The 14,275-nt window shown below is 69.7% G+C and carries 17 protein-coding genes and 1 tRNA gene; 13 read left to right on the plus strand and 5 right to left on the minus strand.

Annotated elements, in window-relative coordinates; translation table 11 throughout:
- Positions 1 to 87: 87 nt before the first annotated feature.
- The 6 genes from RDU12_RS04650 to RDU12_RS04675 are packed head-to-tail and all read left to right on the plus strand — an operon-like array spanning position 88 to position 4,431.
- Entirely contained in the window at positions 88 to 702 is a 615-nt protein-coding gene (locus RDU12_RS04650) for a ribonuclease D (protein WP_300289406.1), read from the plus strand.
- On the plus strand, positions 702 to 1,358 hold the full coding sequence (gene lptC / locus RDU12_RS04655) for an LPS export ABC transporter periplasmic protein LptC (RefSeq protein ID WP_300289405.1): 657 nt from the start codon (positions 702 to 704) through the stop codon (positions 1,356 to 1,358). Before RDU12_RS04650 ends, lptC begins: the two co-directional genes overlap by 1 nt.
- A gap of 2 nt (positions 1,359 to 1,360) precedes the next feature.
- Positions 1,361 to 1,837: an LptA/OstA family protein gene (locus tag RDU12_RS04660; protein ID WP_300289404.1), complete on the plus strand. Its 477-nt coding sequence runs from the start codon at positions 1,361 to 1,363 to the stop codon at positions 1,835 to 1,837.
- Between the two features lie 20 nt (positions 1,838 to 1,857).
- Positions 1,858 to 2,652 carry an LPS export ABC transporter ATP-binding protein gene (gene lptB, locus RDU12_RS04665; protein WP_300289403.1) on the plus strand — a complete coding sequence of 265 codons (795 nt, stop codon included), beginning with the start codon at positions 1,858 to 1,860 and terminating at the stop codon, positions 2,650 to 2,652.
- A 16-nt stretch (positions 2,653 to 2,668) separates the two neighbouring features.
- On the plus strand, positions 2,669 to 3,955 hold the full coding sequence (locus tag RDU12_RS04670; protein ID WP_300289402.1) for an SDR family oxidoreductase: 1,287 nt from the start codon (positions 2,669 to 2,671) through the stop codon (positions 3,953 to 3,955).
- The gene (locus tag RDU12_RS04675; RefSeq protein ID WP_300289401.1) at positions 3,952 to 4,431 is read left to right on the plus strand and encodes a DUF2269 domain-containing protein; all 480 of its coding nucleotides are present in this window, start codon (positions 3,952 to 3,954) and stop codon (positions 4,429 to 4,431) included. Before RDU12_RS04670 ends, RDU12_RS04675 begins: the two co-directional genes overlap by 4 nt.
- Positions 4,432 to 4,454: 23 nt before the next feature.
- Here RDU12_RS04675 and RDU12_RS04680 read toward each other — a convergent pair whose 3' ends face one another.
- Positions 4,455 to 5,750 (minus strand): M20/M25/M40 family metallo-hydrolase, encoded by a 1,296-nt coding sequence (locus tag RDU12_RS04680; RefSeq protein WP_300289400.1) that lies wholly within the window; start codon positions 5,748 to 5,750, stop codon positions 4,455 to 4,457.
- 363 nt (positions 5,751 to 6,113) lie between these two features.
- On the opposite strand from RDU12_RS04680, the gene RDU12_RS04685 reads away from it, so the two are divergent.
- The 4 genes from RDU12_RS04685 to RDU12_RS04700 all read left to right on the plus strand — a co-directional run bounded on the left by RDU12_RS04685 (position 6,114) and on the right by RDU12_RS04700 (position 9,439).
- Positions 6,114 to 6,461, plus strand: coding sequence for a hypothetical protein (locus tag RDU12_RS04685; protein ID WP_300289399.1), 348 nt, complete (start codon positions 6,114 to 6,116; stop codon positions 6,459 to 6,461).
- Between the two features lie 120 nt (positions 6,462 to 6,581).
- Complete coding sequence (rpoN, locus tag RDU12_RS04690) at positions 6,582 to 8,096, plus strand: RNA polymerase factor sigma-54 (RefSeq protein ID WP_300289398.1); 1,515 nt, start codon at positions 6,582 to 6,584, stop codon at positions 8,094 to 8,096.
- 134 nt (positions 8,097 to 8,230) lie between these two features.
- On the plus strand, positions 8,231 to 8,896 hold the full coding sequence (gene hpf / locus RDU12_RS04695; protein WP_300289397.1) for a ribosome hibernation-promoting factor, HPF/YfiA family: 666 nt from the start codon (positions 8,231 to 8,233) through the stop codon (positions 8,894 to 8,896).
- A 75-nt stretch (positions 8,897 to 8,971) separates the two neighbouring features.
- Entirely contained in the window at positions 8,972 to 9,439 is a 468-nt protein-coding gene (locus RDU12_RS04700) for a PTS sugar transporter subunit IIA (protein WP_300289396.1), read from the plus strand.
- 28 nt (positions 9,440 to 9,467) lie between these two features.
- Here the strand turns inward: RDU12_RS04700 and RDU12_RS04705 are convergent, their stop codons facing one another.
- The 4 genes from RDU12_RS04705 to RDU12_RS04720 form a co-directional block, all read right to left on the minus strand.
- Positions 9,468 to 9,725, minus strand: coding sequence for a DUF1150 family protein (locus tag RDU12_RS04705; RefSeq protein WP_300289395.1), 258 nt, complete (start codon positions 9,723 to 9,725; stop codon positions 9,468 to 9,470).
- Positions 9,726 to 9,811: 86 nt separating this feature from the next.
- Positions 9,812 to 10,234, minus strand: a complete 423-nt coding sequence (locus RDU12_RS04710; protein ID WP_300289393.1) for an Hsp20 family protein — start codon at positions 10,232 to 10,234, stop codon at positions 9,812 to 9,814.
- A gap of 153 nt (positions 10,235 to 10,387) precedes the next feature.
- Positions 10,388 to 10,463: transfer RNA gene (locus RDU12_RS04715), tRNA-Ala, on the minus strand.
- A 125-nt stretch (positions 10,464 to 10,588) separates the two neighbouring features.
- A complete protein-coding gene (locus tag RDU12_RS04720; protein WP_300289392.1) occupies positions 10,589 to 11,074 on the minus strand; it encodes a TIGR02300 family protein in 486 nt (161 codons plus the stop codon).
- A gap of 125 nt (positions 11,075 to 11,199) precedes the next feature.
- Between RDU12_RS04720 and aroA the strand changes: the two genes are divergently transcribed.
- The 3 genes from aroA to RDU12_RS04735 form a co-directional block, all read left to right on the plus strand.
- Positions 11,200 to 12,513: a 3-phosphoshikimate 1-carboxyvinyltransferase gene (gene aroA, locus RDU12_RS04725; protein ID WP_308684175.1), complete on the plus strand. Its 1,314-nt coding sequence runs from the start codon at positions 11,200 to 11,202 to the stop codon at positions 12,511 to 12,513.
- Entirely contained in the window at positions 12,510 to 13,160 is a 651-nt protein-coding gene (gene cmk, locus RDU12_RS04730) for a (d)CMP kinase (protein ID WP_308684173.1), read from the plus strand. Before aroA ends, cmk begins: the two co-directional genes overlap by 4 nt.
- Positions 13,161 to 13,314: 154 nt before the next feature.
- Positions 13,315 to 14,275: S1 RNA-binding domain-containing protein (locus RDU12_RS04735; RefSeq protein WP_308684174.1), on the plus strand; the 961-nt coding region annotated here is incomplete at its 3' end.

Consider the following 14,275-nt stretch of genomic DNA (forward strand, 5'->3'; position numbering starts at 1 on the left):
GATGCGGCGCCGTTTCTGTTTGGCCCTATCGCCTCTCGCGCGGCGAGAGGCTACTTGAGGGCGGAAGATTTCGCCGGGACCGACCGTATGACCGTATTCTTGCACGAGGGCGACCTGCCCGACGGCCTCGACCTCGGCCCCGAGGTCGCGATCGATTCCGAGACCATGGGCCTGCGCTTCCGGCGCGATCCCCTGTGCGTGGTGCAGCTGTCGGCAGGCGACGGCGACGCCCATGTCGTGCGCATGAACCGCCCCGGCTACGACTGCCCGAACCTCAAGCGCCTGCTGACCGACCCGAAGGTGCTGAAGCTGTTCCACTTCGGCCGTTTCGACATCGGCATGTTCCAGCTCCACCTCGGGGTCGAGACCCGCCCGGTCTACTGCACCAAGATCGCCTCGAAGCTGGCCCGCACCTACACCGACCGCCACGGGCTCAAGGACGTGGTCCGCGAACTGGCCGGCGTCGACCTGTCCAAGGCCCAGCAGAGCTCGGACTGGGGCGCGCCAGAGCTGACCCCCGCCCAACTGGAGTACGCCGCCTCCGACGTCCTCTACCTGCATGCCGTCAAGGCCCGGCTGGACGAGATGCTGGCGCGCGAGGGCCGCGCCGAACTGGCCCGCCAATGCTTCGACTTCCTGCCGTCCCGCTCCGCCCTGGACCTCGCCGGCTGGGACGAGATGGACATTTTCGCGCACACCTGATGACCGAACCCGCCGACACGCGCGACCAGGCGGACGAGGCCCGCATCGCCGCCACGGCGGCGGCCTTCCGCGCCCGCTCCCGCCGTGTGCAGCTTCTGCGCCGCATCCTGCCGGTGGCCATCGTCGTGCTGGCGGGCGGGACCATCAGCTGGATCGTGCTGCGCAGCGTCATCTCCGACGTCGAACGCAAGGCCGGCGCCTCGCGCGAGGTCACGCTCGAGAAATCCCGCTTCCTCGGTCAGGACGCCCAGGGCCGCAGCTTCGTCATCGGCTTCGAACGCGCGGTCCGGGACGCCGACACCGGCCGCTTCCGCCTCGTCGGCCCGGCCCTGCGGCTCAATCTCGGCGCCCGCAAGGTCACCACCCTGACCGCCGACGGCGGCGTCTATGACGAGGCGGCGAAGACCGTGACCATCGGTCCGAACGTGCGGATTTCGGACGGCGGCTCCGGTTTCGACCTCGTCACGCCCGAGGCGGTGGTCAACACGGAGACGGGCGTCGTAACCGGAACCAAGGGCGTCCAGGGCTCCGGCCCCCTTGGAACCGTCACCGCTTCGTCCTATGCGATCTATGAACAGGGCGAACGGGTCGTGTTCAGCGGCTCGGGTGATAACAAGGTGCGCGGAACCATCAACGCCGCGAGGTCGGACGGATGAGCATGACCAGAACCCTGACGACGGCGGCGATCGCCCTGGCCCTCGCAGCCCTGCCCACCGTGGGCGGAACGCAGAGCTTCCAGGGCGGCCAGCCGATCATGTGGGGCGCCGACGAGGTGTCGCGCACGCCCACCGTGCTGTCCCTGCGCGGGCGGGCCGAACTGACCCAGGGCGACAACCGCATCCGGGCCGACCGGGTCGAGGGAACGATCGCCGACGGCGTCCTCAGCCGGGTCGAGGCCTCGGGCAACGTCTATTTCGTCACCCCGGACCAGACCATCCGCGGCGACCGCGCGGTCTATACGCCGGCCAACGACACCATCGTGCTGAGCGGCGACGTCATCCTGACCCAGGGCGAGAATGTCATGACCGGCGGCCGGCTGACCTACAACACCCGCACCGGGGCGGCCGAAATGGACGGCGCCGGCGACGGCGGCCGCGTCCAGGGCGTCTTCTACCCCGAAAGCAGCGGGAACTGAGCCCCGGCTCGGCCTGACCTGTGGCGCGCAAGGAACTCTCCGCTCTCAACGTCCATGACGCGGCCCCGCAAGAGGCGGCTGTCGCGGCGCCGCATCCGACGGGCCTGCGCGTCGAACACATCGCCCGGTCGTTCGGTCCGCGTCAGGTCGTGCGCGACGTCTCCCTGCACGTCGAGCGCGGCCAGGTCGCCGGCCTGCTCGGCCCCAACGGCGCCGGCAAGACCACCTGCTTCTACATGATCACCGGCCTGATCCCGCCGGACAGCGGCAAGATCTTCCTCGACGGCGAGGACATCACCGCCCAGCCGATGTACCAGCGCGCCCGCATGGGTCTCGGCTATCTCGCCCAGGAGGCCTCGATCTTCCGCGGCATGACGGTCGAGCACAACGTCATGGCGGTGGTCGAGCTGCACCACACCGGCCGTCAGGCCATCGCCGACGAGACCACCCGTCTGCTGGAAGAGCTGCGCATCGACCACCTGCGCCACGCCCCGGCCTCGGGCCTGTCCGGCGGCGAACGACGCCGCTGCGAGATCGCCCGCGCCCTGGCCGGCAAGCCCAGCTTCATGCTGCTGGACGAACCCTTCGCCGGCATCGACCCCCTGGCCATCGCCGACATCCGCCAGGTCATCCGCTATCTGGCCGGCGAGGGCATCGGCGTCCTGATCACCGACCACAATGTCCGCGAGACGCTCGAGATCATCGACCACGCCTCGATCATCTCGGCGGGATCGGTGCTGTTCGAGGGCAAGGCCGAGGATGTGATCCGCGACCCCGAGGTCCGCCGCGTCTATCTGGGCGACATGTACGGCTAGGGACGGCAGGCGACGCATGAGGGTTCTTGTCGTCGGCGCGTCTGGACTGATCGGCGGCCATGTCGTCGCGCGCCTGCTCGAAGAGGGGTTCCAGGTGACCGGCGTCGGCCGGGACGTTACGGCGGCGCGCCGACGGGTCCCGGGAGTCGCCTGGCGATCGCTGGATATGGCCTCATCGGGCGTCGAGGCGTGGCTTCCGGTCCTGGATGGCATGGCGGCCGTGGTGAACTGCGCCGGCGCCTTGCAGGACAATCCGGGTGACGACCTGGCCGGCGTGCACGTCCGGGGCCTCGCCCGCCTGGCCGAGGCCTGCGAGGTCGCAGGCGTCCGGCGGTTCATCCAGATATCGGCATCGACCATCGACCGCGGGGCCGACGCCTTCAGCACGACCAAACAGGCGGGGGACGCCGCCCTGGGGCGGACCGGACTGGACTGGCTGATCCTGAGACCCGGGCTGGTGCTCGCCCCCTCCGTCCACGGAGGCAGCGCCCTGCTGCGGGGTCTCGCCGGATTTCCGGGATTCCTGCCGGCGGTCCACGCCGACGCCGCCATCCGGCTGGTGTCGGTGGAAGACCTCGCCGAGGCGGTGGTGCGCGGCCTTGCCGTCGGGGCGCCCTCGCGTGTCGCGCTGGATCTGGTCTCGGCCGAGTCGGTGAGTCTGGGGACGTTGCTCGTTCGACTCCGCGCCTGGCTGGGGTTTGCGCCGGTCCCGCTGCTGGAAGTGCCGAGGCCCGTGGCGCGGTTCACGGCCCACATCGCCGACTTGGCCGCCTGGCTGGGCTGGCGAAGCCCGATGCGCAGCACCGCCCTGGGCCAGCTGGCGGGCGGCGTGGACGGTCGGGCCGACGACGCCGCCGTCCTTGGCCTCGACCTGCGTTCGTTTGACAGCATTCTGGCCCGGCGGCCCTCGTCCGTGCAGGACCGCCGTCACGCGCGCACCTATTTTTTGACGCCGGTGGTCCTGACGGGCCTGTCGTTGTTCTGGCTCGTCTCCGGCCTGGTCGGCCTGGCGTCGCGGGCGCAGGCGACGGCGGTTCTCACCCAGGCCGGACTGTCGCCTGATCTGTCGCGCGGACTTGTCCTGGCGGGGATCGCGGTCGACATCGCCCTGGCCGTGCTTGTGCTCGTGCGGCGGACGTCCGGCTGGGCGCTGGCGGGCATGATCGCGGTCACCCTGGCCTATCTGGCCGGCGCGACCCTTTGGCGACCCGACCTCTGGCTCGATCCCCTGGGGCCATTGGTCAAGACGCTGCCCGCCGCCCTGCTGGCCCTGTGCGCCCTGGCCCTGCGGGAGGAGAAATGACCCTCCTGCTGGTGATCAAGCTGGTTCATGTGATCGGGGCCGCGGTTCTGCTGGGGACTGGGGCCGGCATCGCCTTCTTCATGCTGATGGCGCACCGGACCGGCGATGCGCGGCTGATCGCCCATACCGCCGGGGTGGTCGTCGTGGCCGACACCCTGTTCACGGCCACGGCCGTCGTCCTCCAGCCCCTGACCGGCCTCTGGCTGGCCAGCCTGTCGGGCTATGGCCTGGCCGAGTTCTGGATCCTCGCCAGCCTCGGGCTCTACGCCGTGACGGGGCTGTTCTGGCTTCCGGTGGTCTGGATCCAGCTCAGGCTCAGGGCGCTGGCCCGTCAGGCGGCCGACGCCGGCGCGCCCCTGCCGCCGGCCTATCACCGTCTCTGGCGCATCTGGTTCGCCTGCGGCTTCCCGGCCTTCGCGGCGGTTCTGGCCATCTTCTGGCTGATGATCGCCCGACCGTCCGCCTGGCCGGCATAGACCCTCCGCCGGGGCGGCGGCGTCTAAGCGCCTTCCAGACTCAGCCGCGTGATCAGCACCGCCGCCCGCTGCGACTGGCGCACCAGACTGTCCAGATCGACCCATTCGCCCTCGGCGTGGGCCCCGCCGCCCGAAATCCCCAGTCCGCCCAGCGTATCCACGTCCGCGGCGACGAAGCCGCTGTCGGCCGCCCCGCGCCGGGCCGGGTCGTACTCCGCCATCTCGGGAAGGCCGAGGTCGCGGTTGACGGCGTTCAGTCGCGCCAGCAGCGCCCGGTTGCCCTCGCTCGGGGCCATGGGCGGATAGCCGGTGTCCGCGAACGCCAGTTCGGCGTCGGTGTGCGGCAGGTGGTCGTCGACGATGGCCAGCATCCGCGCCCGCACCCGCGCGTCCTGCTCCGGCGTCAGGGTGCGCAGGTCGCCGCGGGCGATGGCGGTCGAGGCGACGATGTTTGTCTTGCCCGAGGCGGTGACGTTGAAACCCTCGGCGTCGATGGCGGCGGGCGTGCCGCCGGCGATGACCCCGACGTTGTAGGTCAGGTTCGGCTCCGGCAGCTCCCGCCGGAAGCCGTCGAGGATGCGCGCCGTCTCATAGATGGCGCCATAGCCCAGCGTGTCGTTGAACACCCCGCTGGAATGGCCGGTGCGGCCCGTGGCGGTCAGCGTCCAGTTGGTCGAGCTGCGCCGCGCCACCGTGCCGAACTCGGCCCCGTCGTCGATGGCCAGGTTCTCGAACTCAAGGGCATAGGCCGCCGCCCGCCCCGCCTCGACCAGGTCCCGCCGCGCAATCGCCACCGGCGACCCGACCCGCTCCTCGTCGCCGGTCAGCACCACCGTCACATTGGCCTCGTCCAGCGTCCCCGCCGCCTGCATGGCGCGCAGCGCCGCGATGATGACCACCACCCCGCCCTTGTCGTCGCCGATCCCCGGCCCGACGGCCCGGCTCCCGTCGCGCTCGAAGGTCTGGAACGGGCTCTCGACCTCGAACACCGTATCCAGATGGCCGATCAGCAGCACGTTGCGGCCCCGCCCCGGATGGGTGGCCACCAGATGCCCCGCGCGCCCCGTCTCGCTCATGTCGACCCAGCGCACGGCGAACCCCAGCGGCTCCAGCTCGGCCCGGACCATCTCGCCCGTGGCCCGCACCCCCGGCAGGTTCAACGTGCCGCTGTTCTGGTTCACCAGCCGCTCCAGCAGGGCGATGTGGCGGTCGTGCTCCCGCTCGACTACCTGCATCATGGTCTGCTCGGCGGGCGTGGCCTGGGCCATCGCGGCGCCGGGCAGGGCCAGACAGAGCAGGGCGGTCAGGATCAGGCGCATGGGCGTTCTCTCTCGCAACGGGCCGAGGCTTGCCGATCCCTGCACCGGAGTAAAGCCGGCGCTTCGCCCCCGGCCTCACCACCGTCATCCTCGGGCTTGACCCGAGGATCAGAGGCGAGAGGCGGACTGTGCGGCGGTGACGGCCCCGCACCCCCGCCCGTGCGTCGCCCGACGGAGCACCGGACGGTCTGATCCTCGGGTCAAGCCCGAGGATGACGGAGAGGGATGACGGAGAGGGGCTGTGAGCGGTGCGGATCTTCAGACGGTGATCAACAGTCCCTCGCGACCCATTGCGGACGCTGCGCCGTCACTGCCATGCTGCGAGCGAAGTCCCGCGCGGTTGGGCAAGATGGAGCACGAAGAATGATCGGCGTGATCGTGGCTGCTCTGTTGGCTGGCGGCTCGGCTGCGGTCGATGAGCCAGCTAGGCAGAACTGCGCTTCGTTCTATTTTCTTTATTTCCCAGCCTCTCGGGCCACGGTCACTGCCGGAGAAACGAAATGGGAAGGCTACCTCTCCGACTACGATCCTTCGACCGCGCTCTCAGGTTCGTTTCGCCTCTGCCCGGTGGGTGGCCGGGTAATTGTTTCGACGGTCGCTGGTGATGTGACGGTGACGGTCCCGCCGGGCATGGTCGAGGCGCATATTCTGATCGACTCGCAGGACTTGCCTGCCACACGCATAGACACCGAGGCCCCCCTTCTCGACTAGCAGAGCGGGGGAGTCTCAGGCGTCGGCCCAACGCCCCCGCTTAGACCCCGTTAACCGTTCGGGCCACAGAGTGGCCGCAGCAAGTTTCGGGCCACTCGGTCCGGCAGGGGGCTGCGAACAGTGCTCGGACAAAGGCTGGAGATACGGCAGGGGCAGGGGCTGGTCATCACGCCCCAGCTGCAGCAGGCGATCAAGCTGCTGCAACTGTCGAACATCGAGCTGGACGCCTTCGTCGAGGCCGAGCTCGAGAAAAACCCCCTGCTCCAGCGCGAGGACGCCGAGCCGGCCGGTGAGGCCGACGCGCCCGCCGCCGAAAGCCAGGACGCCTCGGAAATGAGTTTCGACGAGGGCCGGGTCCAGGACGCCGACCGCTCCCTCGACGCCCGCTCCGACGACGTCTACGGCGACGCCAGCCCCGGCGAACGCACCTCGGACCGGATGGAGGACGTCGGCGTAGGCGAGGCCCAGGTCGGGCTCAACGACTGGTCCCGCGCCGGCTCCGGCGGCGGGGTGCCCGACGGCGAGGGCCGCGAACAGCCCGACACCCGCGACGCCACCTTGTGGGAGCATCTGCAGGCCCAGGCCTCCCAGGCCGGCTTCAGCCCCGCCGACCACGCCATCGCCCTCAGCCTGATCGATGCGGTCGACGAGGGCGGCTATCTGCGCGGCGAACTGGACGAGATCGCCGACCGTCTGGGCGTCTCGCTGGATCGCGTCGAGGCCGTGCTGGCGACCTGCCACGGCTTCGAACCGACCGGGATCATGGCCCGCTCGGTGCCGGAATGCCTCAAGCTGCAGCTGATCGACCGCAACCGCTTCGACCCGGCCATGCAGTGCCTGCTCGACAACCTCGACCTGCTGGCCAGGCGGGATCTGTCGGCCCTCAAGAAGGCCTGCGGCGTCGACGGCGAGGACATGGCCGAGATGATCGCCGAGCTGAAGGCCTTGACGCCCCGGCCCGGCGCGGGCTTCGGCGGCGAACCGGCCCAGACCGTCATCCCCGACGTCCACGTCCGCCCCGATCCCGCCGGCGGCTGGAAGGTCGAGCTCAACGCCGACACCCTGCCGCGCCTGATCATGGACAAGCGTTATCACGGGGTCGTGGCGGCGGGCTCGCGCTCGGACGTGGAAAAGACCTTTGTCGCCGAATGCGCGGCCCAGGCCAGCTGGCTGGTCAAGTCGCTGGATCAGCGGGCCAAGACCATCCTCAAGGTGTCGTCCGAGATCGTCCGCCAGCAGGACGCCTTCCTCGCCTTCGGCGTCGAATTCCTGCGGCCGCTGAACCTGAAGACCGTGGCCGACGCCATCGGCATGCACGAGTCGACTGTCTCGCGGGTCACCTCGAACAAATACGTCTCGACCCCGCGCGGCGTCTTCGAGCTGAAATTCTTCTTCACGGCGGCGATCCAGTCGTCCGACGGGGGGGCGACCCATTCGGCCGAGGCCGTCCGCCACCGCATCAAGGCCATGATCGACGGCGAGGCCCGCGACGGCGACGTCCTGTCCGACGACCGGATCGTGGAGATCCTCAACGAGGCCGGCATCGACATCGCCCGCCGCACCGTGGCGAAATACCGCGAGGCCCTGCGCATCCCCTCCTCGGTCCAGCGCAAGCGGATGCTGCGGACCGGCTGACCGGGGTCTGTTCCCCCTGGCGCTCGCCTGTCGCCGGCCCGGCCTCGAAATCCCCGTCCCGGCGTCGCCGAATTTCTCACCACATTTCGGTGATCGGCGTTGACACCAAACGCCATCGGTCGCGTTCTACAGACATGCAAATCCAGGTCAGCGGCAAGCACGTGGATGTCGGCGAAGCGCTAGGCTCCCGCATCTCCCAGGAACTTCAGGACGGGATCGGCAAATATTTCGAACGAGGGGCCCAGGACGCCGAGGTGATCGTCACCAAGGAGGGTTTCGGCTTCAAGGTCGACTGCTGGGTGCGCCTGGCCTCGGGCCAGGTGGTGTTCACGACCGGCATGGGCGGCGACGCTCATACGGCCTTCACCGAAAGCCTCGAAAAGCTCGAGAAGCGGGTGCGGCGCTACAAACGCCGGCTCAAGGACCACCACGCCGGACCCAAGGGGCTCTCGCCCGAGAGGTCCGAGATGGCCGCCCGTGAGGTCGCCCGCAGCATGGTGTTGCGCGACCCCGACAGCGTTGAGGATGTCGACTTCGGGGAGGCCGGCGCGCCCGGCGAGCCCCCGCCCGTCGGCATGGTCATCGCCGAGACGGAGGCGGAAATCCGCACCGTCACCGTCGGCCGCGCCGTGCTGGAGCTCGACATGACCGGCTATCCGGTCGTGGTGTTCCGCAACGCGGCCCACGGCGGCCTCTCGGTCGTCTATCGTCGGCCTGACGGCAACGTCGGCTGGATCGATCCGGAGCGAACCACGAAAACGCTCAACGGACACGGTTCGGTAAACGGTGGCGCGTCATAGTACTTCCCACAACGAGGCGGGTCGTCTACACGGCGCCCGCCCATCGGGAATGATCGGGTAGAGTCGGGAAAGCTTATGGACATCGGGGAATTGCTCGCGGACGACGGCGTCGTCCTGCGCAGCGGTGCATCGTCGAAGCGCCAGGCGCTTCATACCGTCGCCGACGCCGCCGCCCAGGCGCTCGGCCTTCCGGAGGCCCGGGTCATGGAAGCCCTGCTGGAGCGCGAGGCCCTCGGTTCGACCGGGCTGGGCTCCGGCGTGGCCGTACCGCATGCGCGAATCGAAGGCATCGACCGGGTGACGGCGGTGTTCGTGCGCCTGGATACGCCGGTGGCCTATGGCTCGGTCGATGACCGGCCCGTCGACCTGATCTTCGCCCTGTTCGCCCCGCCGCGCGACGGAGCCGAGCACCTGCGGGCCCTCGCGGCCGTGTCGCGCGCCCTGCGTTCGCCTGAAATGCGCGAACAGCTGCGCCAGGCCCGAACCGTCGACGCCATCCGCGCCCTGTTCGTCCGGGATCAGGCCCCCGCTACGGCGGCCTGAAAAGGCCTCGCGCGGCAGCGCCCTTCGATCAGTGCACCGAAACAGGCTCCAGTTCGTGCGCCACGGCGGCGGCGAAGGCGGTTTCGCGATCCATCATGACGGCCAGACGCTCGCCGTCGGCCCCGTGCACGGCGTAGAGCACGGCCTCGGGATCGATCGTCAGACCCTTGGCCTCGGGCAGGGGCGTATCGGCCAGCACGTCGGCGGCGCGGATTTCGCGCACATACACCAGGTCCGGAGCGCCCAGGCCCCTGAAGTCTTCCTTGGTCATCGTCACAGGCGTCATGGCGACCGCCTCCTTACTCTGAACTAACGCCCTTGAGGGCGTGGGGTTCGGCCCCGCAAGCGGCGGCCGCGAAACGACGGCTGAAATCAGCCCGTCGTGATGGGTATGCGCCGGGTGGCCGGCAGGCCTTCGGGCCGGCTCAGCTCGACATGCAACAGGCCGTGCTCCAGCCGCGCCTGGTCGACCTCCAGCCCGTCGGCGAGCACGAAGCTGCGCACGAAGCCTCGACCGGCGATGCCGCGATGCAGAAAGGCCTGCGGCTCCGCCTTGCCCGTCTCCTCGCGCTTGCCGGCGATGGTCAGCTGGCGGCCCTCGAGGGTGACCGTCAGGTCGTCGGGGCCGAACCCCGCGACGGCCAGGCTGATGCGCACCGAATGCTCGCCCAGCTGCTCGACGTTATAGGGAGGGTAGCTGTCCGCCGCCGCCCGCGCCGCGCGGTCGATCAGGGCCCGGGTGTGGTCGAACCCGAGCAGGAACGGGCTGTCGAACAGGATGGTGCGCGTCGTCATCGTCTCGCCCCCGAAGCAGGCCTGCGGCCGTCTGCGCCTCCCGGAATCGGCGAGGCGCCGGCTGCTGCAAATCAGATGGGGATTTCGCCGTCGCAGATCAACGGAGGGGGCCGGAAAGGACGAAGGCCCCGCGGTGTCCCGCAGGGCCTTCGATGGTGGAGCTTAGCGGAGTCGAACCGCTGACCTCTTGCATGCCATGCAAGCGCTCTACCAACTGAGCTAAAGCCCCGAACCTTTCGGTCGGATCGCCGGGAGAAAACCGCCCCCGGCGAGGCGGCGGAACCTATGTCAGGGCCTGACGGCGATCAAGCCCGGTTCCGCCATTTATTTTCGCCTTTTCGAAGGACCGGATTTCTAGTCCTCGTCCTTGCCCTTCTTGACGATCTCCTCGCCGAAGGAGTCGTCGTCCTCGTCCTCGATGAAGGGCACCGAGTCGTCGTCATCGTCGTCGGCCAGGACGTCGTCGTCGTCCTCGCTCGCCTCGCCCATGCCGGCCTCTTCGGTCGGATCCGCCGCGGTGTCGTCGTCATCGTCGTCCGGCGTCAGGATCGGCTCGTGGCCTTCCTGATCGATCTCCGGCGTGGCGACGGCTTCTTCCTCGTCGTCGTCGTCGTCGGCGGCGGCCTTCTTCTTGTCGACCTGATCCTCGGCATCCTCTTCGGGCGTCTCGTCGGCGGCGTAGCCGGCCGGACGGCCGCGACGGTTGCGCAGCTTCAGCGCCTCCTCGGGGTCGAAATCAGTCTCGCATTTGGGGCAGTGGGCCGGGCGGCGGCCCAGGTCGTAGAATTTGGCCTGGCAGTTCGGGCAGACCTGCTTCTGGCCCAGTTCGGGATTGGCCACGGTGTAAGACCTTTGGCGGGAGTGGGAAATCGGGCGCGTCCCTTGCCACCATGGGGGGCCGCTGTCAAAAGCCATCTCTCGCGCCGCCCGCGCCGCCTGACCTTTCCGGAGACCGCCGGGTGCCGATCCCCTCCACCCTGACTGCCCGAAGCGCCTCCGCGCTGTCCGGCGTGGTGCGCGCGCCCGGCGACAAGTCGATGTCGCACCGCGCCCTGATCCTCGGGGCGATGGCGACCGGCGTCACCGAAATCGACGGCCTGCTGGAGGGCGACGACGTCCTCGCCACTGCCCGGGCGGTCGAAGCCTTCGGCGCCGAGGTCGAACGGCTCGGCGAGGGCCGCTGGCGGGTCGTCGGCCACAGCGGCTTCAGACAGCCCGAGGGCGTCATCGACTGCGGCAACGCCGGCACCGGCGTGCGCCTGCTGCTGGGCGCCGCGGCCGGCTATCCGATCGCCGTGACCTTCGACGGCGACGCCAGCCTGCGCAAACGGCCCATGAAGCGGGTCACGGGCCCGCTGGCCGACATGGGCGCGAAGTTCGATTGGCCCGGCGAGGAAGACCGCCTGCCCCTGAAACTCTCCGGCGGCGCCCTGTCGGCCATCGACCATGTCCAGACCGTCGCCTCGGCCCAGATCAAATCCGCCATCCTGCTGGCCGGGTTGAATGCCAACGGCGTCACCTCCGTGACCGAGCCGGTCCCCAGCCGCGATCACACCGAACGGATGCTGCGGGCCTTCGGCGCCGAGGTCGGCGTGCTGCCGGCCGGCGAGGGCTGGCGCATCACCCTGAAGGGCGGCCAGACCCTGACCGGAACCGCCGTCTCCGTCCCCGGCGACCCGTCCTCGGCCGCCTTCCCCCTCGCCGCCGCCCTGATCGTCCCGGGCTCGCAGGTCACCGTCGAGGGCGTCATGCTCAACCCGCTGCGCACCGGCCTGTTCGAGACCTGGCGCGAGATGGGCGCCGACCTGACCGTCACGAACCGCCGCACCGCCGGCGGCGAGGAGGTCGGCGACGTGACCGCCCGCCATTCGAAGCTCCACGGCGTCGTCGTCCCCCCGGACCGCGCCGCCGCGATGATCGACGAGTATCCGATCCTCGCGGCTGTGGCCGCCTTCGCCGACGGCGCCACGGTGATGCGCGGCGTCGGCGAGATGCGGGTCAAGGAAAGCGACCGCATCGCCCTGATGGCCGCCGGCCTCCAGGCCTGCGGCGTCGCCGTCGAGGAAGAGCCCGAGGGCTTCACCGTCGCCGGCGGCCCCGTCCGCGGCGGCGCGACCGTGACCACCCACGGCGACCACCGCATCGCCATGAGCCATCTGGTGCTGGGTCTGGCGGCGGCCGAACCCGTCACCGTCGACGAGCCCGCCATGATCGCCACCAGCTTCCCGGGCTTTGTCGAGTTGATGCGCGGCCTCGGCGCGGATATCGCCTCCGAATGAGCCAGGCCCTGATCATCGCCGTCGACGGACCCGCCGCCTCGGGCAAGGGCACCATCGCCGCCCGGCTGGCGCGCGCCTACGGCCTGCCGCATCTCGACACCGGCCTGCTGTACCGCGCCGTGGGGCTGGGCGTGCTCGACCGCGGCGGCTCGCTCGATGACCGCGAGGCGGCCGAGACCGTGGCCCGGGCGCTGGACGCCGGCCATCTGACCGACCTCGAACGCCTGACCGACCGGGGCGCCGGCGAGGCCGCCAGCCGCGTGGCCGGCTATCCCGGCGTGCGGGCGGCGCTGCTGGCGTTCCAGAAGGCCTTCGCGACCCGGCCCGGCGGCGCCGTTCTGGACGGCCGCGACATCGGCACCGTCATCGCCCCCCAGGCCCAGGCCAAGCTCTACGTCACCGCCACGCCCGAGGTGCGGGCCATGCGCCGCTGGAAACAGCTGACCGCTCGCGGCGAGGTCATCCCTTACGAGGACATGCTGGCCGACATTATCCGCCGCGACGAGCGCGACGCCGGCCGCGGCGCCGCCCCGATGGTGCAGGCGCAAGACGCCGTCTTGCTGGATACGACCGATATGGATATAGAGACCGCCTTCGATGCGGCCCGCCGTATCGTCGAGGCGGCGCGCGTCCGACACGGTCTCTAGAGACCACCGGACAAATCCAACGCTCCCATCCTCGGCTTCCGCGGGCGACCTGGCTCATTCGCCTCGCATCCCGACGACCTGCCTTTCACACTTCAATCACCTCGCGCGGGGCCATTCGGTCGCGCGCCATAACCGTTAGAAACCCCAGAGCTATATGACCGATACCCAAAGCTTCTCCCCCTCGCGTGACGACTTCGCCGCCCTGCTCGACGAGACCCTTCAGGGCCGCGACCTCGGCGAAGGCCAGGTCGTCCACGGCCGCGTCGTCGGCATCGAAAAGGACATCCTGATCATCGACGTCGGTCTGAAGACCGAAGGCCGCATCCCGGCCCGCGAGTTCGGCATCGGCGAAGGCGCCGTCATTCCGAAGCTCGGCGACAACGTCGAAGTCTATCTGGAGCGGGTCGAGAACGCCCTGGGTGAAGCGGTCATCAGCCGCGACAAGGCCCGCCGCGAGGAAGCCTGGACCCGTCTGGAAGTGGTCTTCGCCGACGGCCAGCCGGTCAACGGCGCCATCGTCGGCCGCGTCAAGGGCGGCTTCACCGTCGACCTCGGCGGCGCCTCGGCCTTCCTGCCGGGTTCGCAGGTCGACATCCGCCCGGTGCGCGACGTCGCCCCGCTGATGGGCAAGGAACAGCCCTTCGCCATCCTCAAGATGGACCGTCCGCGCGGCAACATCGTCGTCTCGCGTCGCGCCATCCTGGAAGAAGCCCGCGCCGAACAGCGCACCGAGCTGGTCGGCCAGCTGCAAGAGGGCGAAGTCCGCGAAGGCGTGGTCAAGAACATCACCGACTACGGCGCGTTCGTGGATCTGGGCGGCATCGACGGCCTGCTGCACGTCACCGACATGTCGTGGAAGCGCGTCTCGCACCCGTCGCAGGTCCTCGCCGTCGGCGACACCGTCAAGGTCCAGATCGTCAAGATCAACCCGGACACCCAGCGCATCAGCCTCGGCATGAAGCAGCTGCAGGCCGATCCGTGGGACGGCGTCGAAGCCAAATATCCGGTCGGCGCCAAGATGTCGGGCCGCATCACCAACATCACCGACTACGGCGCGTTTGTTGAGCTGGAAGCCGGCGTTGAAGGCCTGGTCCACGTCTCCGAAATGTCCTGGA

The organism is Brevundimonas sp., from assembly GCF_031082345.1.
Taxonomy (GTDB): Bacteria; Pseudomonadota; Alphaproteobacteria; order Caulobacterales; family Caulobacteraceae; genus Brevundimonas.

Bases quoted from the DNA above. Each gene is read 5' to 3' on its own strand.
- RDU12_RS04650 (WP_300289406.1), top strand. From the start codon at position 88: ATGACCGTATTCTTGCACGAGGGCGACCTGCCCGACGGCCTCGACCTC.
- RDU12_RS04670 (WP_300289402.1), top strand. From the start codon at position 2,669: ATGAGGGTTCTTGTCGTCGGCGCGTCTGGACTGATCGGCGGCCATGTC.
- RDU12_RS04660 (WP_300289404.1), top strand. From the start codon at position 1,361: ATGACCAGAACCCTGACGACGGCGGCGATCGCCCTGGCCCTCGCAGCC.
- RDU12_RS04705 (WP_300289395.1), bottom strand. From the start codon at position 9,725: ATGACGCCTGTGACGATGACCAAGGAAGACTTCAGGGGCCTGGGCGCT.
- lptC (WP_300289405.1), top strand. From the start codon at position 702: ATGACCGAACCCGCCGACACGCGCGACCAGGCGGACGAGGCCCGCATC.
- cmk (WP_308684173.1), top strand. From the start codon at position 12,510: ATGAGCCAGGCCCTGATCATCGCCGTCGACGGACCCGCCGCCTCGGGC.
- RDU12_RS04680 (WP_300289400.1), bottom strand. From the start codon at position 5,750: ATGCGCCTGATCCTGACCGCCCTGCTCTGTCTGGCCCTGCCCGGCGCC.
- RDU12_RS04710 (WP_300289393.1), bottom strand. From the start codon at position 10,234: ATGACGACGCGCACCATCCTGTTCGACAGCCCGTTCCTGCTCGGGTTC.
- RDU12_RS04700 (WP_300289396.1), top strand. From the start codon at position 8,972: ATGGACATCGGGGAATTGCTCGCGGACGACGGCGTCGTCCTGCGCAGC.
- RDU12_RS04675 (WP_300289401.1), top strand. From the start codon at position 3,952: ATGACCCTCCTGCTGGTGATCAAGCTGGTTCATGTGATCGGGGCCGCG.
- RDU12_RS04685 (WP_300289399.1), top strand. From the start codon at position 6,114: ATGATCGGCGTGATCGTGGCTGCTCTGTTGGCTGGCGGCTCGGCTGCG.
- hpf (WP_300289397.1), top strand. From the start codon at position 8,231: ATGCAAATCCAGGTCAGCGGCAAGCACGTGGATGTCGGCGAAGCGCTA.